This is a genomic window from Bacteroidota bacterium, from assembly GCA_018831055.1.
Classification (GTDB): domain Bacteria; phylum Bacteroidota; class Bacteroidia; order Bacteroidales; family B18-G4; genus M55B132.
On the sequence record JAHJRE010000098.1, the window covers coordinates 1 to 16,407 of the forward strand.

Annotated in this window: 15 protein-coding genes; 9 read left to right on the top strand and 6 right to left on the bottom strand. The window is 40.8% G+C overall.

Going from position 1 to position 16,407, the window contains the following annotated elements; genetic code table 11:
* The 4 genes from KKA81_06035 to KKA81_06050 all read left to right on the top strand — a co-directional run.
* A partial coding sequence (locus tag KKA81_06035) for a Fic family protein (protein MBU2650474.1) occupies positions 1-457 on the top strand: 457 nt, incomplete at its 5' end.
* A 204-nt stretch (positions 458-661) separates the two neighbouring features.
* Positions 662-3,889 (top strand): HsdR family type I site-specific deoxyribonuclease, encoded by a 3,228-nt coding sequence (locus KKA81_06040; GenBank protein MBU2650475.1) that lies wholly within the window; start codon positions 662-664, stop codon positions 3,887-3,889.
* Entirely contained in the window at positions 3,889-4,584 is a 696-nt protein-coding gene (locus KKA81_06045) for a M48 family metallopeptidase (protein ID MBU2650476.1), read from the top strand. Before KKA81_06040 ends, KKA81_06045 begins: the two co-directional genes overlap by 1 nt.
* 359 nt (positions 4,585-4,943) lie before the next feature.
* Complete coding sequence (locus tag KKA81_06050) at positions 4,944-6,122, top strand: NAD(P)/FAD-dependent oxidoreductase (protein ID MBU2650477.1); 1,179 nt, start codon at positions 4,944-4,946, stop codon at positions 6,120-6,122.
* A 117-nt stretch (positions 6,123-6,239) separates the two neighbouring features.
* On the opposite strand, the gene KKA81_06055 is transcribed toward KKA81_06050, so the two are convergent.
* Positions 6,240-6,935 carry a pirin family protein gene (locus tag KKA81_06055; protein ID MBU2650478.1) on the bottom strand — a complete coding sequence of 232 codons (696 nt, stop codon included), beginning with the start codon at positions 6,933-6,935 and terminating at the stop codon, positions 6,240-6,242.
* 188 nt (positions 6,936-7,123) lie between these two features.
* On the opposite strand from KKA81_06055, the gene KKA81_06060 reads away from it, so the two are divergent.
* Positions 7,124-7,660 carry a hypothetical protein gene (locus tag KKA81_06060; GenBank protein ID MBU2650479.1) on the top strand — a complete coding sequence of 179 codons (537 nt, stop codon included), beginning with the start codon at positions 7,124-7,126 and terminating at the stop codon, positions 7,658-7,660.
* A 1-nt stretch (position 7,661) separates the two neighbouring features.
* Here the strand turns inward: KKA81_06060 and KKA81_06065 are convergent, their stop codons facing one another.
* Complete coding sequence (locus KKA81_06065; protein MBU2650480.1) at positions 7,662-8,630, bottom strand: bifunctional helix-turn-helix transcriptional regulator/GNAT family N-acetyltransferase; 969 nt, start codon at positions 8,628-8,630, stop codon at positions 7,662-7,664.
* A gap of 255 nt (positions 8,631-8,885) precedes the next feature.
* Between KKA81_06065 and KKA81_06070 the strand changes: the two genes are divergently transcribed.
* Positions 8,886-9,320, top strand: coding sequence for a DUF2141 domain-containing protein (locus KKA81_06070; protein MBU2650481.1), 435 nt, complete (start codon positions 8,886-8,888; stop codon positions 9,318-9,320).
* A gap of 22 nt (positions 9,321-9,342) precedes the next feature.
* Here KKA81_06070 and KKA81_06075 read toward each other — a convergent pair whose 3' ends face one another.
* Positions 9,343-10,884 (bottom strand): pyruvate kinase, encoded by a 1,542-nt coding sequence (locus KKA81_06075; protein ID MBU2650482.1) that lies wholly within the window; start codon positions 10,882-10,884, stop codon positions 9,343-9,345.
* Between the two features lie 180 nt (positions 10,885-11,064).
* On the opposite strand from KKA81_06075, the gene KKA81_06080 reads away from it, so the two are divergent.
* The 3 genes from KKA81_06080 to KKA81_06090 all read left to right on the top strand — a co-directional run bounded on the left by KKA81_06080 (position 11,065) and on the right by KKA81_06090 (position 14,183).
* Complete coding sequence (locus KKA81_06080) at positions 11,065-11,724, top strand: hypothetical protein (GenBank protein MBU2650483.1); 660 nt, start codon at positions 11,065-11,067, stop codon at positions 11,722-11,724.
* A 65-nt stretch (positions 11,725-11,789) separates the two neighbouring features.
* Positions 11,790-12,605 carry a M48 family metalloprotease gene (locus tag KKA81_06085; protein MBU2650484.1) on the top strand — a complete coding sequence of 272 codons (816 nt, stop codon included), beginning with the start codon at positions 11,790-11,792 and terminating at the stop codon, positions 12,603-12,605.
* A gap of 51 nt (positions 12,606-12,656) precedes the next feature.
* Positions 12,657-14,183, top strand: a complete 1,527-nt coding sequence (locus KKA81_06090; protein ID MBU2650485.1) for a glycine--tRNA ligase — start codon at positions 12,657-12,659, stop codon at positions 14,181-14,183.
* 13 nt (positions 14,184-14,196) lie between these two features.
* Here the strand turns inward: KKA81_06090 and pth are convergent, their stop codons facing one another.
* From pth to KKA81_06105, 3 genes are read right to left on the bottom strand one after another with little or no spacing between them, the layout of a single operon-like run.
* The gene (pth, locus tag KKA81_06095; protein MBU2650486.1) at positions 14,197-14,757 is read right to left on the bottom strand and encodes an aminoacyl-tRNA hydrolase; all 561 of its coding nucleotides are present in this window, start codon (positions 14,755-14,757) and stop codon (positions 14,197-14,199) included.
* Complete coding sequence (locus KKA81_06100) at positions 14,757-15,362, bottom strand: 50S ribosomal protein L25/general stress protein Ctc (GenBank protein ID MBU2650487.1); 606 nt, start codon at positions 15,360-15,362, stop codon at positions 14,757-14,759. The genes pth and KKA81_06100 overlap by 1 nt, the downstream gene beginning before the upstream one ends.
* Positions 15,363-15,394: 32 nt before the next feature.
* A complete protein-coding gene (locus KKA81_06105; protein MBU2650488.1) occupies positions 15,395-16,342 on the bottom strand; it encodes a ribose-phosphate pyrophosphokinase in 948 nt (315 codons plus the stop codon).
* Between the last annotated feature and the right edge of the window lie 65 nt (positions 16,343-16,407).

Consider the following 16,407-nt stretch of genomic DNA (forward strand, 5'->3'; position numbering starts at 1 on the left):
AAAAGAAGGTCTATTGAATTTGCCCATCCTGTATTTGAGCCGCTACATCAATCAAAACAAAGGCGACTATTACCGCTTGCTGCAAAAAGTGAGAACCGAAAATGCCTGGGAGGAATGGGTGCTGTACATGCTTGATGGTGTTGAGCTGACTTCTCTACAAACCATTAAAATCATTGAAGGGATAAAAAACCTGATGCTGAAGCACAAGAAGAAAATCAGGGAGAACACCAAGTTCTACAGTCAGGATTTAATCAACAACCTGTTCAAGCACCCTTACACGAAAATTGATTTTATCATGACCGATTTGGAGGTAAGCCGCCTAACCGCCACCAAGTATCTGGACGAACTCGACCAGATTGGCATTGTGCAAAAGGTGAAGCTGGGCAGGGATAATTATTACATCAATACCGACTTGTACAATCTATTGTCAAACGTGAATCAAATAAAACATGTATAGAAAAACGGCTTTTTCTATACATGTTTCGAAAACATGTATAGAGTAAATTATTTGAGTAGAGATGCTACAAAATGAAAAGATGGCAAAATATCAGCAAAAAAACTGACTCATGTAAAGAAAATCGGCAAAAACTACACATGAGCAGGGCAACATGTATAGAAAACCGCACTTTTCTATACATGACACAAACGAAATAACAAAGTAATGGAAACACCAAGTTTTAAAGAAGACCATATCAGCCAGATTCCGGCATTGCAGATGCTGGTGAATTTGGGTTATACCTATTTAAGTCCCGCAGAAGCAGACAGACAAAGAGGTGGTAAAACCACCAATGTGCTGCTGGAAGATGTGTTGCGGAAACAACTGAAGGAAATCAATAGCATAAGGGTAAGTGCTACCAAAACCAGCATTTTTACAGATGAGAATATTGAGCGGGGGATTTTGGCTTTAAAGAACCTTCCCATGAACGAAGGCTATATTGCAGCCAGTGAAAAAGCATACAACCTGCTCACCTTGGGTCAGGCATTGGAGCAAAGTGTAGATGGCGACAAAAAGAGTTTTACATTTCAATACATTGACTGGAAAAACATCAGCAACAATGTGTTTCATGTCACCGAAGAATTCAGCGTAATGCGAAGCACCAGCAAAGAGCATTACCGTCCTGATTTAGTATTGTTTGTAAATGGTATACCGCTTTGCATCATCGAGTGTAAACGTCCTGACATGAAAGAGCCGTTGAAACAGGCTATCAGTCAGCATTTGCGTAATCAACAGGAAGATGGAATCCGCAGTTTGTATGTGTATTCGCAACTTACTTTGAGCATTGCCACACAAGAAGCCGCTTATGCTACCAACGCCACTACGGAAAAGTTTTGGGCAAAATGGCAAGAAAAATTCAGCACCAGTGAAGAAGAGAAAAACTTCAAAGGCAAGCTACAAGAACTCAAAAACAAACCACTGCCAGTTTCAATAAAAGAACAATTGTTTTCAGACCGATTCAAATACGTACGTCAATACTTTGATGCTTTGGAACAAGAGGAAATTCTGCCAACCGAACAAGACAATTATTTATTCGGCTTGTGTCGCCCGGAACGATTGATGGATATCATATTTAATTATGTTTTGTTTGACAATGGAGAAAAGAAAGTGGCCCGTTATCAGCAGTTTTTCGCCATTAAAAAATCCATGCAACGCATCAGAAATGTGGAGAATGGTAAACGAAAAGGAGGCGTAATCTGGCATACACAAGGAAGTGGAAAGTCTTTGACCATGGTGATGTTGGCTCAAGCCATTGCCATGGAACCAAGTATTCGGAATCCGAAAATTGTATTGGTAACAGACAGAACCGATTTAGATAACCAAATTACGAGCACGTTCAGAAAGTGTGGCAAGTTTGTAGAAAACGCCACTACTGGACAACGTTTGGTAGAATTACTGGAAAGCAAAAGCGATGCAGTAGTGACAACCATCATCAACAAATTTGTGGCAGCAGTAAAGAAAATCAATCAACCCTTAGAAAGCCACGACATCTTTGTTCTGGTGGATGAAGGTCACCGCACACAACACGGAACTTTCAATGTAGACATGCAGAAAACATTGCCAAATGCATGTTTCATTGCCATGACCGGAACACCGCTTTTCAAGAAAGATAAAAGCACCGCTGCAAAATTTGGTGGTGTAATTGATGCTTATACTGTTGACCAGGCAGTGAATGACAAAGCAGTTGTTCCATTGCTGTACGAAGGCAGATTGGCTTTGCAGGACGTTAACGCGAGTCAGATTGACACATTTTTCGGGATGGTTTCAGAACCTTTAACTGAATACCAAAGAGCCGACATCAAAAAGAAGTTTGCTCGATACGACCACTTAAACTCTGCCGAACAAAAAATGAGGATGATAGCATGGGACATCAGCTATCATTTCCGTGACAACTGGCAAGGCAAAACGCCATTTAAAGGTCAGTTGGTTTGCGATAAAAAAGTAAATGCCATTAAATATAAGGAGTACTTAGATGAAATTGGTATTGTAAGCAGCGAAGTTCTAATCTCTTCAATTGACGAAAGAGAAGGCGAAGAAAGTGCCTATGAAAAATCAACAGAGAAAGAAAATCAGTTTTGGAAAAGGATGATGGATGAACATGGCAATTCTAAAAGCTATGAGAAGAACATTATTAGTCGATTCAAAAATCAGAAAGACCCTGAAATTATCATCGTGGTTGACAAGCTACTTACAGGTTTTGACGAACCTAAAAACACGGTACTTTATTTAACCAGAAATCTTCAAAGCCATAAGCTTCTACAAGCCATTGCAAGAGTAAATCGTATTTATCCAGACAAGGAATTTGGATACATCATTGACTACTATGGCGTTATTGATAATCTGGACGATGCATTGCAAATGTATTCGTCTTTTGAAGATTTTGACGATGAAGACTTGGCAGGAACACTAGCCAACATTTCGGATGAAATCAAAAAGCTGCCGCAAAAGCATTCCGATCTTTGGGATATTTTCAAAACCATTGCCAATAAGCGAGATGCAGAAGCATATCAACAATTATTGAAAGATGAAGCGATACGAGTTTTGTTTTACGATAAACTCGCAGCCTTTGCCAAGGGTTTGAAACTGGCATTATCCTCTATTCAATTTCATAAGGAAGTAGAAGAAAAAGTAATCAATCGCTACAAAGAAGATTTGACCATGTTCCTTAAGTTGCGTTTGGCTGTTGTTGAACGCTACAGTGATGAAATTGACTACAAACAATTTGAAGGGCAAATTCAAAAACTGATTGACACACACATTACAACAGAGAAAATTGAAACCATCACAGAACTGGTTAACATCTTTGATAAAGACAAATTTCAACAGGAAGTAGAAAACACAACAGGTAAAGCAGCAAAAGCGGACAAGATTGCCAGCAGAACAGCGAAGCACATCACGGAAAAAATGGATGAAGATCCTGCTTTCTATAAAAAGTTTTCGCAAATGCTAAGAGAAACCATTGCAGACTATGAAGCAAAACGAATCAGTGAGGCCCAATACCTGATCAGAGTTCAAGACATCATGAACAATGTTTTGGCTCATACCGACAACGATATTCCAGAGCAATTGAAGGACAGAGATGTTGCCAAAGCCTTTTATGGTTTGACAGTTGAGGCATTGTCTGAGAAAATTCAAGACAATATTGTTCGTAAAGAAGTCGCAACACAAACCGCTTTGCAAATTGACGACTTGATTCAAGATTCTGTTTTAGACAATGGGAAACCCATTATCGACTGGCAATACAAAACGAACATCACCGGAAAATTGCTGATTGAAATTGGCGACTATCTCATTGATGAAGTAAGAGACAAATACAGTTTAGACCTATCATTTAAAGACATGGATAAGATTGCAGAAGATTGTATTGAAGTAGCTAAAATCCGTTACAAGTGATGACAGAAGCTATACAATTTGGAAGTAGAACAATAGATTTTCGTTTGGAATATTCAGACAGGAAATCGCTTGGCATTACTGTGACACCTGAAATGGGGGTGCTGGTAAAAGCACCGGCTGATATAACTATTGAAAAAGTAAAAGAAAAAATCAGGAAAAAAGCACCTTGGATAATTAAACAACAAAGCTTCTTTCTTTCCTTTCAACCAAAGACACCAAAACGAAAATACATTAGCGGTGAGACCCATTTATATTTAGGCAGGCAATACCGTTTACAAATCCAAATTGATAAAGAAGAATCGGTAAAATTAAAAGGGAAATTCATTGTAGTTACTGCAAGCGAAAAATCAAGAGCTAAAGATTTATTGCATGACTGGTACTTGCAACATGCAAGGGCAAAGTTTCATGCAATCGCAGCACTACTCATCGACAAATTCAAAAAGCATAAAGTTGAACCTAGTTCTATTGTTTTACGTGACATGCCGACACGTTGGGGAAGCTGCACTCCGAAAGGAAAAATCATCTTAAATCCTGAATTGATCAAAGCACCAAAAGGCTGTATTGAATATGTGATTATACATGAACTTTGTCACTTAATACATCACGACCATACACAGAAATTTATAGATTTACAGACTAAGGAAATGAAAGACTGGGAAAAGTGGAAAATGAAATTAGAGAAATTATTAGCATGAGAAGCCTACGCACAAAAGCACACACATTTGCAAGCCGCACAAACCCAGGCACAGACCAAAGCTTGCAAAAGAGTGTGCTTTTCGCCAACCCAAAAAGAAATTCATTTTTTCTTCCCTCCCTTCGGTGTTTTATTTTTTCGCCACCCACAACCGACACAAACGTAGTTGGAGAGAAACAGCGAAAACCTATACTGGACAGGGCTTGATAATGACGGAGGACAGAAGGCCAGCTTGTAACAGAGTGTATGTGGCAATAGTGGGTGAAATGGTAAATCGAAAGTCTGTGCTTCTAAGAAAATTTGTGCTAAACGGACAGGAAAGTGCTTCTAATCCGCTACTGCACATACACGCAAACCGTTATGATATCTCGCTTATTACCAAACAGGTTTGATGTTGCTATTATCGGTGCGGGGCCTTCAGGTAGCCTTGCTGCCATGAACCTTGCAGGAAAAGGTATAAAAACCTTAATCCTGGAGAAAGAAACATTACCAAGATATAAAGCATGCGGAGGAGGGTTGGTTTATCGAACAAGGAATTGGCTCAAGGAAAGCGCCGGGCTTGAAATACCTGACTCTATAATTGAAAGTGAATCGTTTCAGGCCGGGTTTCGGATACATGCAAACAACTTGATGTTTGAAGTCAAACGGAATGTGCCTATTATCACGATGGTCATGAGGGAACAATTTGACTATTGGCTAACGATGCAGGCAGTCAACCAGGGAGCGGAACTTGTTGATAATACCAAAGTCCTGAGTATAAAAAAAGACATTGATTTCCTCATAACCACTACCGGCGGGGTTTTTTGTGCTCCTGTCGTTGTTCTTGCCAGCGGTGCACTTGGGAAGATACTCTTTGAATCCGATGCAGATAAACAGCTGATTACCGGATTCCATAATTATCGTGAGATGATGCCGGCCCTGGAAGCGGAAATCCCTATGAGTGACAATGAATTATTCCCCTTTGCCCGCTTTGACCTGGATATGAACAAGGGTGGCTATGGATGGGTTTTCCCAAAAAAAACGTCCTATTCCGTTGGTCTGGTGGTGAATAAAAAATCCAGGACAAACCTTAACAGGCTTCTTGGCGATTATTTGCGGCTTCTCAAACTTGATCAGGTTAAACCCACTATTGTCAAAGGACATACAATTCCTTACCAGGCATGGGCTAACAGTATATCCGTGCAAGGTATTCTGAAAACCGGCGATGCAATGGGCCTGGCGGATCCGGTAGTCGGTGAAGGCTTATCCAATGCTCTTCAAAGCGGATGGATGGCAGCGGAAGCCATTATTGAATCCGGATTGGATCCAAGACTGTCTGAAAAAGTTTACTTGAATAAACTTGGTTTAAAAATTCTACCACAATTAAAAATTGCAACACGATTAGCTGGTATTTTATATAATCAACCCAAACTATCAAAAATGATCTTCCGGACAAAGGGGCAGGAAATCGCCGAAAACTTCACGGAAGTCTTCCTGGGAAACAGGGATTATCCTACTGAAAAAGAAGTGTTTAGCGTACTGAGAAAACTTTTGTTTTAATAATCTTGCCATTTCCCGAAGCTCAATCTCATTCCCATCCGGATCCGTTATTCCAATACTGATAGTTTACCTGGTTGTTGGCTGCAAAGAATTTCTGATAACCGTAAAACAATATAATTAAGATACATCTACTAATACAAAATCAGCTTCCCGATTTGATTTGATCTTCAAACCTGTTTCTCCCGATAACCTGATCTGATCATTTTCTTTGGCGGTATGTCCATTTACCTCAAGTTCTCCTTCGGTGATATAAATGAGAATATGCCTGTTTTCAGAAATATCCTGCTTCAGGATATTACCTTTGTCCAGAATACATCTATAAATGGTCGCATCGGCGTTAATTCTCACCGCCTCCTCTTTGCCCTGGCCTGAAGCGACAGGGTATAAGCTGTTTCTCCAAAGAGAGGGATCAAATGCTTTTTGATCATATGATGGTTTTAAACCCTGTTTCTCTGGGAATATCCATATCTGATAAAGGTGCAATACCTCATTTTCCCTGTTGTGTTCCGAATGTGTAATACCTGTCCCGGCCGACATGCTTTGCACCTCTCCGGCACGGATCACTGTCTCATTACCCATACTGTCTTTGTGGGTTATGGCGCCTTCCAGGACCATTGTTATTATCTCCATCTCCCGGTGCGGGTGGGTCGCAAAACCTGAATGAGGATCTACATAATCGTCATTAAAAACCCTAAGCGAACCATGATGGATATTGCCCGGATCATAATAATCGGAAAAGGAAAATAACCAGTACGATTTCAACCAGCCATGATCGGTGAAATATCTTTCATTTTCGGGGATTATTTTTGTCATAGAATTCTATTCTTGCTATTTATTAAAACTACAATAACTTAATGCTTATATCCGTGATTTCCTGATTATTATTAACAATTTACCCTTATAAAAGTTTGTAAAAAGAATCTGACAAATGTGCCTGAATGAATCACAAACCTTGAACTGAACAAAAAAAATGCATATTTTTAACAATAAATTCCATTATAATGAAAACACTTGCTATCATTATTTTAAGTATAGTCATAGTGCCTTTAGGCATCCATGGTCAAAAACAAATCCAGATAAAAAACCAGAGGTTTGATGTTTACGGGGTGAAGTCGGGTGTAACCGAGCAAAGGTCAACCAAACAGTATATGGTTGAGTTGAATTATGAAACCGGTGAATTCATCGCGGCAATAGACATGCAAAATATACGTCTCATACCTGACAGTACGCTGGAAAGGACAGAAAAGGTCAGGGATTATTTCAGAATCGAAGGTTTTTTCCCTATAAACAAGATTCTCTATGATAAAAACACGGATCAGCAATACCAGATAGAGCTCAATATAATAAACCAGGGAAAAACCTTCCCGGCAATTTTTGATTTTATAGTAAAGAATTATACCGGAACGGGAAATGATTTTCACTATTTCAACGGCACCGCAACCATTAATCTCGAAGATTTCATCAAGGAAGGAACCTATGGTTTTGATCCACAAATAAAGATAAGTATATCATTTCAGGCATATATAATTGGGGGATAGCTCATTCCCGGGATTCAGGAAGATACTCCATGAATACAGAAAAACGGCCTGTAGCGTCATTGATACCCGGTAAAGGCTCTCTTTCTCTGAAGCCGTATTTCTTATATAATGCAGAAGCGGCTTTTAATTTTTCATGTGTAAAAAGGTAAATGGCTTGAGCTCCCGAATTCAGGGAAATTTTTATTGCTTTATCCAGCATTTTATATCCAAGACCCCATCCGCGGTATTCGCGGCTAATAACAAACTTATGAAGCTCGGTGGCATTATCTCCAACCGGTGAAAGTGCAAAGCATCCTGCAACATTATTCTTATGCACCAGGAGAAATACCTTACCTCCCTTGCTAATAATCTCCCCGATAGGATCGTCCAGGATTTTCCGGTCATAATCAGTAACCTCAAGGTAACTATTAAGCCATTGAAGATTTAATACCCTGAAATCATCAAGGTATTCTTCGTCCAGCTCAATAAGTTTAATTTCAGCATCCAAACGTTCTGATAATTTAAATCTGATCCGGCTATAAACAGACTGTTTCTGCAAGGCCATTTCCATCTTTTCCAAAATATTCAGAAAATCAGGTTCTGTTTCCAGGAGGAAATCATCGAGTGCACTCCGTATATCCAACCAGACAGGGGAAATCCTTAGAGCCAGTATTTTCCCACTGTCGCTGAGACTTACCAGTCTTTTACGGTGATCAGCAGTATCAGGTCGGCTTTCAACCAGGCCTTTTTCTTCCAGAACATTCACAACCTGGATAACTGCGGGGTGAGTTATTTTTAATTCCTCTGCAATAACCGTGATCGGAATTTCCGCATTTCTCTTCGACAGGATCTGAAAAACGGTGAACCATCTTGGTTCAAAATCCAGATTCATTTCCTTATAAATGCGAATAATATCGTTCATCATTGCATCCGACAAGCCTTTTACCCGGTTGGCAAGAGCCACTGAACCCAGTTTCCTGACAAATTCCATCTATGTAATTGCTAACGTTTAGTCACTCAAAGATAACATTAATTCTTTAAAATGAGTATCGGGAAAGAATAATAACATGTTTCAGGCTGCAGGTAACAGGTTACAGGCTAAAGGTAGTGTGAGTGATGAGTGATGAGTTGTCGCTTGCAACCTGTCGCCTGTAACTTTGTGTTAATGTTTCCCGATACTCATAAAAATTAAAAAGGGTGTAAACATTTTCACATTAAGTTTGTCTATTCAAAAAATCGTGATGGAATGATAAAGAGAAATATATTTTTAATGCTGCTTTTTTTCTCATTTTCTTCAGCTTTTGCCCTTTCTGATTCACTTTCAACCCTTAGGATAGTTATTCATGGGGCTGTTACCGACAGCGGTAAGATAATGGTAGCGGTTTCCGATTCGGAAAAGAATTATATGACACCAGGCATGGCTTTCAAAGCCGCTGCATTGGATATAAACGAGGGGAAATCGGAATGGGTAATTGACAGCATACCTTATGGCTCTTATGCCATTAAAGTGTTTCATGATGTGAACAGTAATCAGCAATTAGACACGAAGAGTTTCGGTATACCGTCTGAACCCTATGGTTTCTCAAATAATGCTGCAGGCCGGTTTGGTCCGCCATCCTGGAAAGATGCCCATTTCGATTGCCATGAAAGAGAAATCCTGGTTGAAATAAAGCTTAAATGATCAGATGCTTTAGCGGACAGGGTTAAAGTTCGCTTTCTCCTACGTAATGCACAACAACTCTGTTTGTAATGCCAACTCTGTGAATAGGTTCTCCTAATGCGATAACTATTGGTTCACCTTTATGAGCCCAGACGTTTTTCAGTATCAAACGATCAACATTTTCAATAAAACGGCTTCCGCTGGAGGGCATATCCATAAAAACAGCGTGAACCCCATACAGCAGGGAATGTTGGCGCAATGTCCGTTCGTTATTGCTGAAGCTTAAAATGGGGACAGGCAATTTATGTTGAGACAGGAACAGGGTGGCACCACCATATTGCGACCATACAATTATCAATCTTGCATCCACATCCCTGACCATGGTTATCACCCCATGAGCAATTGCAGCGCTTCGGTTATGTTCTTCAAGGGGTTTAAACGGAATCAGGGGATGACTGTCAAGAGAACGAATATAATCATTGGCTTTACGGGCTATCCGGTTCATCATTTTCACGGTTTCAACCGGATATTTCCCTACGGCAGTTTCCCCTGAAAGCATTACAGCATCGGCTCCATCAAAGATCGCATTAGCAACATCGGAAACCTCCGCCCGTGTGGGTACCGGTGATTCTATCATAGTCTGCAACATTTGAGTTGCCACAATCACCGGTTTTCCATATTGGCGGCAGAGCCGTATGATATTTTTCTGGTGGACTGCAACTTCGGCAAGGTCCATCTCAACACCAAGATCACCGCGGGCAACCATAATACCATCTGATTCTTCCAGGATAGAAATAAGGTGATCAATAGCCTGAGGTTTTTCGATTTTGCTGATAACCGGAATAAATCCCTCAAAATCCTTAGCCGTTGGCGGAATAACAGGATTCGTCGAGGGTCCCGGCCAGGAAACGCCCGGCCTGGCTTTCAGCTCAGTCAGGCGTTGCTTTAATAGTCTTACATCTTCTCCCTGTCTGACAAAACTTAATGCAAGAAAATCAAATCCCTGCTCCACGGCAAAATCAATGCAGTGATAATCCTTTTGCGTTAAAGCCGGAATCGATAGTTCCGTGTCAGGAAGGTTGATCCCTTTGTGAGTGGTAACCAAGCCACCGTTCACTACCCGGCAAATCACATCCGTATCTGAATTTGACTCACATTGAAGCAACAGGTTTCCATCATCCAGAAGAACCCTTTGCCCAGGTTTTACTTCCCGTGTAAATGGAGGATAACTGGTTGTAAAACAAATGACAGCTTCTGCACCCAATGATGTATGCGAATTCTCTTCATCACAAAATCTTACCATCATCCCGGGTTTCAGGAATATCCCGTTACCAGGGATCTCTCCTACCCTGATTTTTGGACCCGACAAATCGCCTAGCAGGGAAGTGTATATCCCCAGCATCTTGCTGGTTTCTCTTACATTTCTGATCATCTCCCGGTACTGCTCAAAAGTACCATGAGAGAAATTCACCCTGAAAACCCTGGCGCCATTTTCAATCAATGAAGTAAGTGTCTCCGGATCCGATGTTGCCGGCCCTAACGTCGCTATGATTTTTGTTAAAGAAAAGGTCTTCCTGATGTTCATATCGTTTGTATTAAAACGTTAAAAACTATCATGCTCCTAAATCTGAGCCTATTGATTATCATGGATTAAATACGTTTCTATTGCAAATATACATCCATAAGACCAACTTATTCGGGATTATTTGATAACTTTACAGGAACATGAATTAAGGCAATGTTAAACCTATAATTGAAATAAACCATGTTCAGGAATACTTATCTTCACCTGTTCTTAGCTCTGGTTTCCTTTCTGGTCATCCCTCCTTTCCTTGATGGAGAATTTGTTAAACACATATTTATCAGCATCCTGTTTACTATTATTCTATTTAGTACAATATTTATCATTTACGATAAAAGAAAAAAGAATATAGTTCCTGTATTCGTAATTTTTACGGTTATTATTCTTACCTGGACTGAATATCTTATCCCTCAGCACAAGGATTTCGTATCGGCTGTTAGTTATTTTCTTTTGTTCGGGTTTTTTATTTACGTTACCCTGGTGTTATTTGGGTACCTTTTCAGGCAGCAGACCATTAACCAGAATGTTTTCCTGGTTTGCATGAGTATTTACCTTTTAATGGGAATTAACGGAGCACTATTATTTACTGCCCTCAACAGTCTTTATCCGGGAGCCTTTGATGGAGGTGGCAGTTTACCTCTCACCGTGAGCGATTTCCTTTATTTCGGTTTTGTGACTATGGCAACCGTCGGTTATGGCGATATTACTCCTGCCATCCCACAAACACAAATGGTAGCGGTTATGCTGGCAGTAATTGGCCAGATATACCTTACCATAATTGTAGCTATCCTGGTAGGTAAATACATTTCCCAGAAAAAAGATGATACCGGAAGTCTTTCCTGATATCAATTCCTTTAGGTGGAAAATCTGTGAATTTGAGATATATTTGTAAATAAAATCATTTTATTATGAAAACAACACTCAGATATTTCCCCATTCTGATAATTATTGTTTTTTTTACCCTTCAATCCTGTCAAAAAGACGAAGACAGCCCCGGTACTATTAATCTCTTTACCGTGGAAGACGACATGGCTTTCGGTGATCAGCTTGATCAGGAGATAAAGAATAATCCGGCTCAATATCCGCTTCTCAGCGAAACGAACTATCCGGACGCCTATTTTCACATCACCAGAATCCGGGATTCTATACTAAGCACAGGACTTGTCGGTTACGATGACACCTTTCTCTGGCAAGTGAAGATCATTCAAAACGATACGGTATTAAATGCGTTTGCTGCTCCTGGCGGATATCTGTATTTTTATACAGGACTTATCAAATTCCTCGACAATGAAGCCCAGTTTGCCGGGGTCATGGCTCATGAAATGGCACATGCGGCACGACGGCATTCAACCAATACACTTACCAAGGTTTACGGAATACAGATCCTGTTAGGAGTGTTGCTTGGGCAGAACTCCAATATCCTTGTTGATGTAGCAGCTGACCTTGCTCTGGGCCTTGGAAACCTGGCTTTCAGCCGCGATCACGAATACGAAGCCGATGAATATGCGGTCAGATACCTCTATGAAACTTCATACGACGCAAGAGGTATAGCCGGCTTCTTTGAAAAACTCGATACAGCTCCTGGAATCCCTGAATTCCTCAGCACACATCCTTCACCCGAAAACCGTATAGATAAGATTTATGAAACATGGAACAGCCTCGGTGGGAAAGAAGGACAATTATATGGTAATATATATTCAGCTTTTATAGCAAGTTTGCCTTAGTGTCAGGCAAATTCCTATTTTTGCACCTCAAATCTGCCTAACCATAATTTTATGCCAAACGACGATCTTTTTAAAAAAGTTATCGCCCATGCCAAGGAATATGGATTCATATTCCAGTCGAGTGAGATTTATGACGGACTCAGCGCAGTTTACGACTATGGACAGAATGGGGCTGAATTAAAAAGTAATATCAGAGATTACTGGTGGAAATCCATGGTCCAATACCACGATAATATCGTGGGCATTGATTCGGCTATTTTCATGCATCCAACTGTATGGAAAGCTTCAGGACATGTGGATGCCTTTAATGACCCTCTCATTGATAACAAGGATTCGAAAAAAAGATACCGGGCGGATGTGCTTGTGGAAGATCATTGTGCTAAAATTGAAGCCAAGATCCAGAAAGAAGTGGAAAAAGCCGCTAAAAGATTTGGAGATGCTTTTGATGAAACCAAGTTTATTGAAACCAATCCCAGGGTCCTTGAATATTTCGTTCAGCTGCAAAACATTAAGGACAGACTTTATAAGTCTTTGGAAAATGAAGACTTGCCAGAAATAAAGCAACTCATTGAAGACCTCGGGATTGTGTGCCCTATATCCGGTACACGCAACTGGACTGACGTGCGGCAGTTTAACCTTATGTTTGCCACACAATTGGGTGCAAGTGCCGAAGGTGCCAGCACTATTTATCTTCGCCCGGAAACAGCCCAGGGCATATTCGTAAATTACCTGAACGTGCAGAAAACAGGAAGAATGAAGCTGCCCTTCGGAATTGCTCAAACAGGAAAAGCTTTCCGAAACGAAATTGTTGCCAGGCAATTCATCTTCAGGATGAGGGAATTTGAACAGATGGAGATGCAGTTTTTTGTTAAACCCGGAACAGAGATGGAATGGTTCCATTACTGGAAGGAACAAAGACTGAAATGGCATTACAATATGGGCATACCCCGTGACCAATACAAACTGCATGAACATGAAAAACTGGCCCATTATGCCAATGCAGCTTTTGATATAGAATTTAATTTCCCAATGGGTTTCAAGGAACTGGAAGGCATACATTCCCGTACCGATTTTGACCTGGGTGCTCATCAGAAGCATTCCGGTAAAAAAATCCAGTATTTTGATCCGGAAACCAACGAAAGCTATGTCCCTTATGTTGTCGAAACATCCATCGGACTGGATCGTACATTCCTGGCTCTTATCAGTTATGCTTATCAGGAAGAAAAACTTGAAGACGGTTCTGAAAGGGTGATTATGCGAATTCCCCCTTTCCTGGCTCCCATAAAAGTAGCCGTATTTCCACTGGTAAATAAAGACAGACTTCCTGAAAAATCAAGGGAGATCATGGACACACTGAAGTATGATTTCATGTGCCATTACGAGGAAAAGGATTCTATCGGGAAGCGTTACCGAAGGCATGATGCCATCGGAACGCCCTATTGCATTACCATTGATCATCAGACCCTGGAAGACAATACTGTTACCATTCGTGAGAGGGATACTATGAAACAGGACAGGGTAAACGTTGAAAATATCGGAAATATAGTCAGAGACAGGCTTAAAATGCCAAGGCTCTGAGTTTGATATTCCCTTATTCGTTGTATTGATTCATGGTCCTTTCCAGACCATTTGCAACAAAGCTTTTCACCATCTCAACAGCTACAGGGATTTTTTTAAGCATTGTTTCCTCTTCGGGTTTCGTCCATTTTCCTAACACATAATCAACCTGTGAACCCTGTGCGAAATCATTGCCTATGCCAATCCTCAAACGGGGAAAAGCTTCTGACCCAAGGTATTCAATGATACTTTGCAAACCATTGTGGCCGCCATCACCACCCTTAGCTTTCATTCTCAAAGCACCGGTAGGAAGTGCAATATCATCAACCACCGCCAGAAGTTGCTCTTCTACAATATTCTCTTTTTGCATCCAATACCTTACCGCCTTTCCACTCAGATTCATGTATGTGGAAGGTTTGATAACAATCAGAGTTTTACCCCGGTAGCGGATGCGGGCGACATCAGCATAGCGCTCTGTCTTAAAAACAGCTCCGGCTGCCAGCGCCAATGCATCCGCCAGGATAAAACCAATATTATGACGGGTATTGGAGTATTCAGAACCAATGTTCCCCAATCCTGCAATGAGGAATTTCATTATTCACTTTTCTCAGCTTCCTCTCCTTCAGCTTCTTCCTCTGCACCGGTACCGGCAGCGGCAGCCCTGGTAGTCTTAACAACAGCAACAACTGCTGATGGTGATTCCAGGATCTGAATATTCTCAAAAGAGAGATCCCTGATTTTTACGGATTGACCAATATCAAGGCTGGAAACATCAATCGGAAAAGACTCAGGAATGCTATCAATCAAACCTTTAACCTTTAGTTTGCGCATCTTCTGGATCAACTTACCACCCTTGATAACTCCAGGTGCCGATCCTGTAATTTTAACCGGTATGGCCAATTTAACAGGATTATCCTGGGTAACTTCCAGGAAGTCTGCATGAAGTACTTTATCTGTTACCGGATGATACTGAATATCCTGCAGGATAGTGCGGAATTTCTTTCCTGCAATATCAAATTCAATGATATAAACATCGGTTGTAAAAAGAATCTTTTTAAAATTCTTCTCGTCCATGGAAAAATGTACCTGCTCTTTACCACCGTAAATAACGCAAGGTACCTTCCCTTCCATACGGTTTTTCTTAGCATCTTTTTTCCCTACGTTCTCTCTTGGAGAACCGCTCAATGATACTGTTTTCATAAGGTTTAATTGTTAAAAAAAAAAATGTGGGTTTATTTATCCGAAAATTTAAATAACGAACTAATTGATTTTTTGTTCTCTACACGTAATATCACGTCGGCAAATAAATCTGCTGTTGACAACACCCTGATTTTACTGCTTTCGCGTCTCAGAGGGATCGTATCGGTAACAACGATTTCTTTAAATGGTGATGCTTCCAGCTTTTCATAAGCCTGTCCGGAAAAAACAGGATGTGTACAAATAGCCCTTACACTGTTGGCTCCCTTGTCCATAATCAGATTTGCAGCACGTGTAATCGACCCTGCTGTGTCGATGATATCATCAACAAGTATAACATCTTTGCCCTCTACTTCGCCAACCAGGTCCATGGTGTCAATTTCATTGGGTTTACGGCGCTGTTTGTAACATATAACAAAACCTGTATTAAGGACTTTTGCATAATTGGCAGCCCTTCGGGTTCCTCCCGTATCAGGGGAAGCCATGATCATGTTGGGAAGATCAAGCTTCTTAAGATAGGGAACAAAAATAGAAGATGCAAACAGGTGATCAACAGGAACATCAAAGAATCCCTGGATCTGATCTGCATGCAGATCAATGGTGATTACCCTTGTTACTCCCGCTGCTGTCAGAAGGTTGGATACCAGTTTGGCTGTTATGGATACCCTGGGTTTATCCTTGCGATCCTGACGTGCATAACCGAAATAGGGAATAACTGCTACTATGTTTTTGGCTGAAGCCCTGCGTGCTGCATCTACCATCATAAGCAACTCGAAAAGATTATCGGCCGGCGGGAATGTCGACTGAACCAGAAATACATCCCGTCCACGAATATTCTCTTCATAATATGCCTGAAATTCACCATCGGAGAAAACGGTACAGGTCAGATCGCCAAGCTCTGAACCATAGCTTTCGGCAATCTTTTCAGCCAGGTACTTGGTGGCTCTTCCTGCAAAAATACTGACCAGATTCTTTTTGGGCATGATTAAAAATATTGGGGTGCAAAGTTATAGCTTAATTCACGGAGATACAAACATATTAAGGGATT

What these genes read in the sequence shown, in the direction of transcription:
- KKA81_06040 (MBU2650475.1), top strand. Translation starts at nt 662, where the DNA reads ATGGAAACACCAAGTTTTAAAGAAGACCATATCAGCCAGATTCCGGCA.
- KKA81_06045 (MBU2650476.1), top strand. Translation starts at nt 3,889, where the DNA reads ATGACAGAAGCTATACAATTTGGAAGTAGAACAATAGATTTTCGTTTG.
- KKA81_06050 (MBU2650477.1), top strand. Translation starts at nt 4,944, where the DNA reads ATGATATCTCGCTTATTACCAAACAGGTTTGATGTTGCTATTATCGGT.
- KKA81_06055 (MBU2650478.1), bottom strand. Translation starts at nt 6,935, where the DNA reads ATGACAAAAATAATCCCCGAAAATGAAAGATATTTCACCGATCATGGC.
- KKA81_06060 (MBU2650479.1), top strand. Translation starts at nt 7,124, where the DNA reads ATGAAAACACTTGCTATCATTATTTTAAGTATAGTCATAGTGCCTTTA.
- KKA81_06065 (MBU2650480.1), bottom strand. Translation starts at nt 8,630, where the DNA reads ATGGAATTTGTCAGGAAACTGGGTTCAGTGGCTCTTGCCAACCGGGTA.
- KKA81_06070 (MBU2650481.1), top strand. Translation starts at nt 8,886, where the DNA reads ATGATAAAGAGAAATATATTTTTAATGCTGCTTTTTTTCTCATTTTCT.
- KKA81_06075 (MBU2650482.1), bottom strand. Translation starts at nt 10,884, where the DNA reads ATGAACATCAGGAAGACCTTTTCTTTAACAAAAATCATAGCGACGTTA.
- KKA81_06080 (MBU2650483.1), top strand. Translation starts at nt 11,065, where the DNA reads ATGTTCAGGAATACTTATCTTCACCTGTTCTTAGCTCTGGTTTCCTTT.
- KKA81_06085 (MBU2650484.1), top strand. Translation starts at nt 11,790, where the DNA reads ATGAAAACAACACTCAGATATTTCCCCATTCTGATAATTATTGTTTTT.
- KKA81_06090 (MBU2650485.1), top strand. Translation starts at nt 12,657, where the DNA reads ATGCCAAACGACGATCTTTTTAAAAAAGTTATCGCCCATGCCAAGGAA.
- pth (MBU2650486.1), bottom strand. Translation starts at nt 14,757, where the DNA reads ATGAAATTCCTCATTGCAGGATTGGGGAACATTGGTTCTGAATACTCC.
- KKA81_06100 (MBU2650487.1), bottom strand. Translation starts at nt 15,362, where the DNA reads ATGAAAACAGTATCATTGAGCGGTTCTCCAAGAGAGAACGTAGGGAAA.
- KKA81_06105 (MBU2650488.1), bottom strand. Translation starts at nt 16,342, where the DNA reads ATGCCCAAAAAGAATCTGGTCAGTATTTTTGCAGGAAGAGCCACCAAG.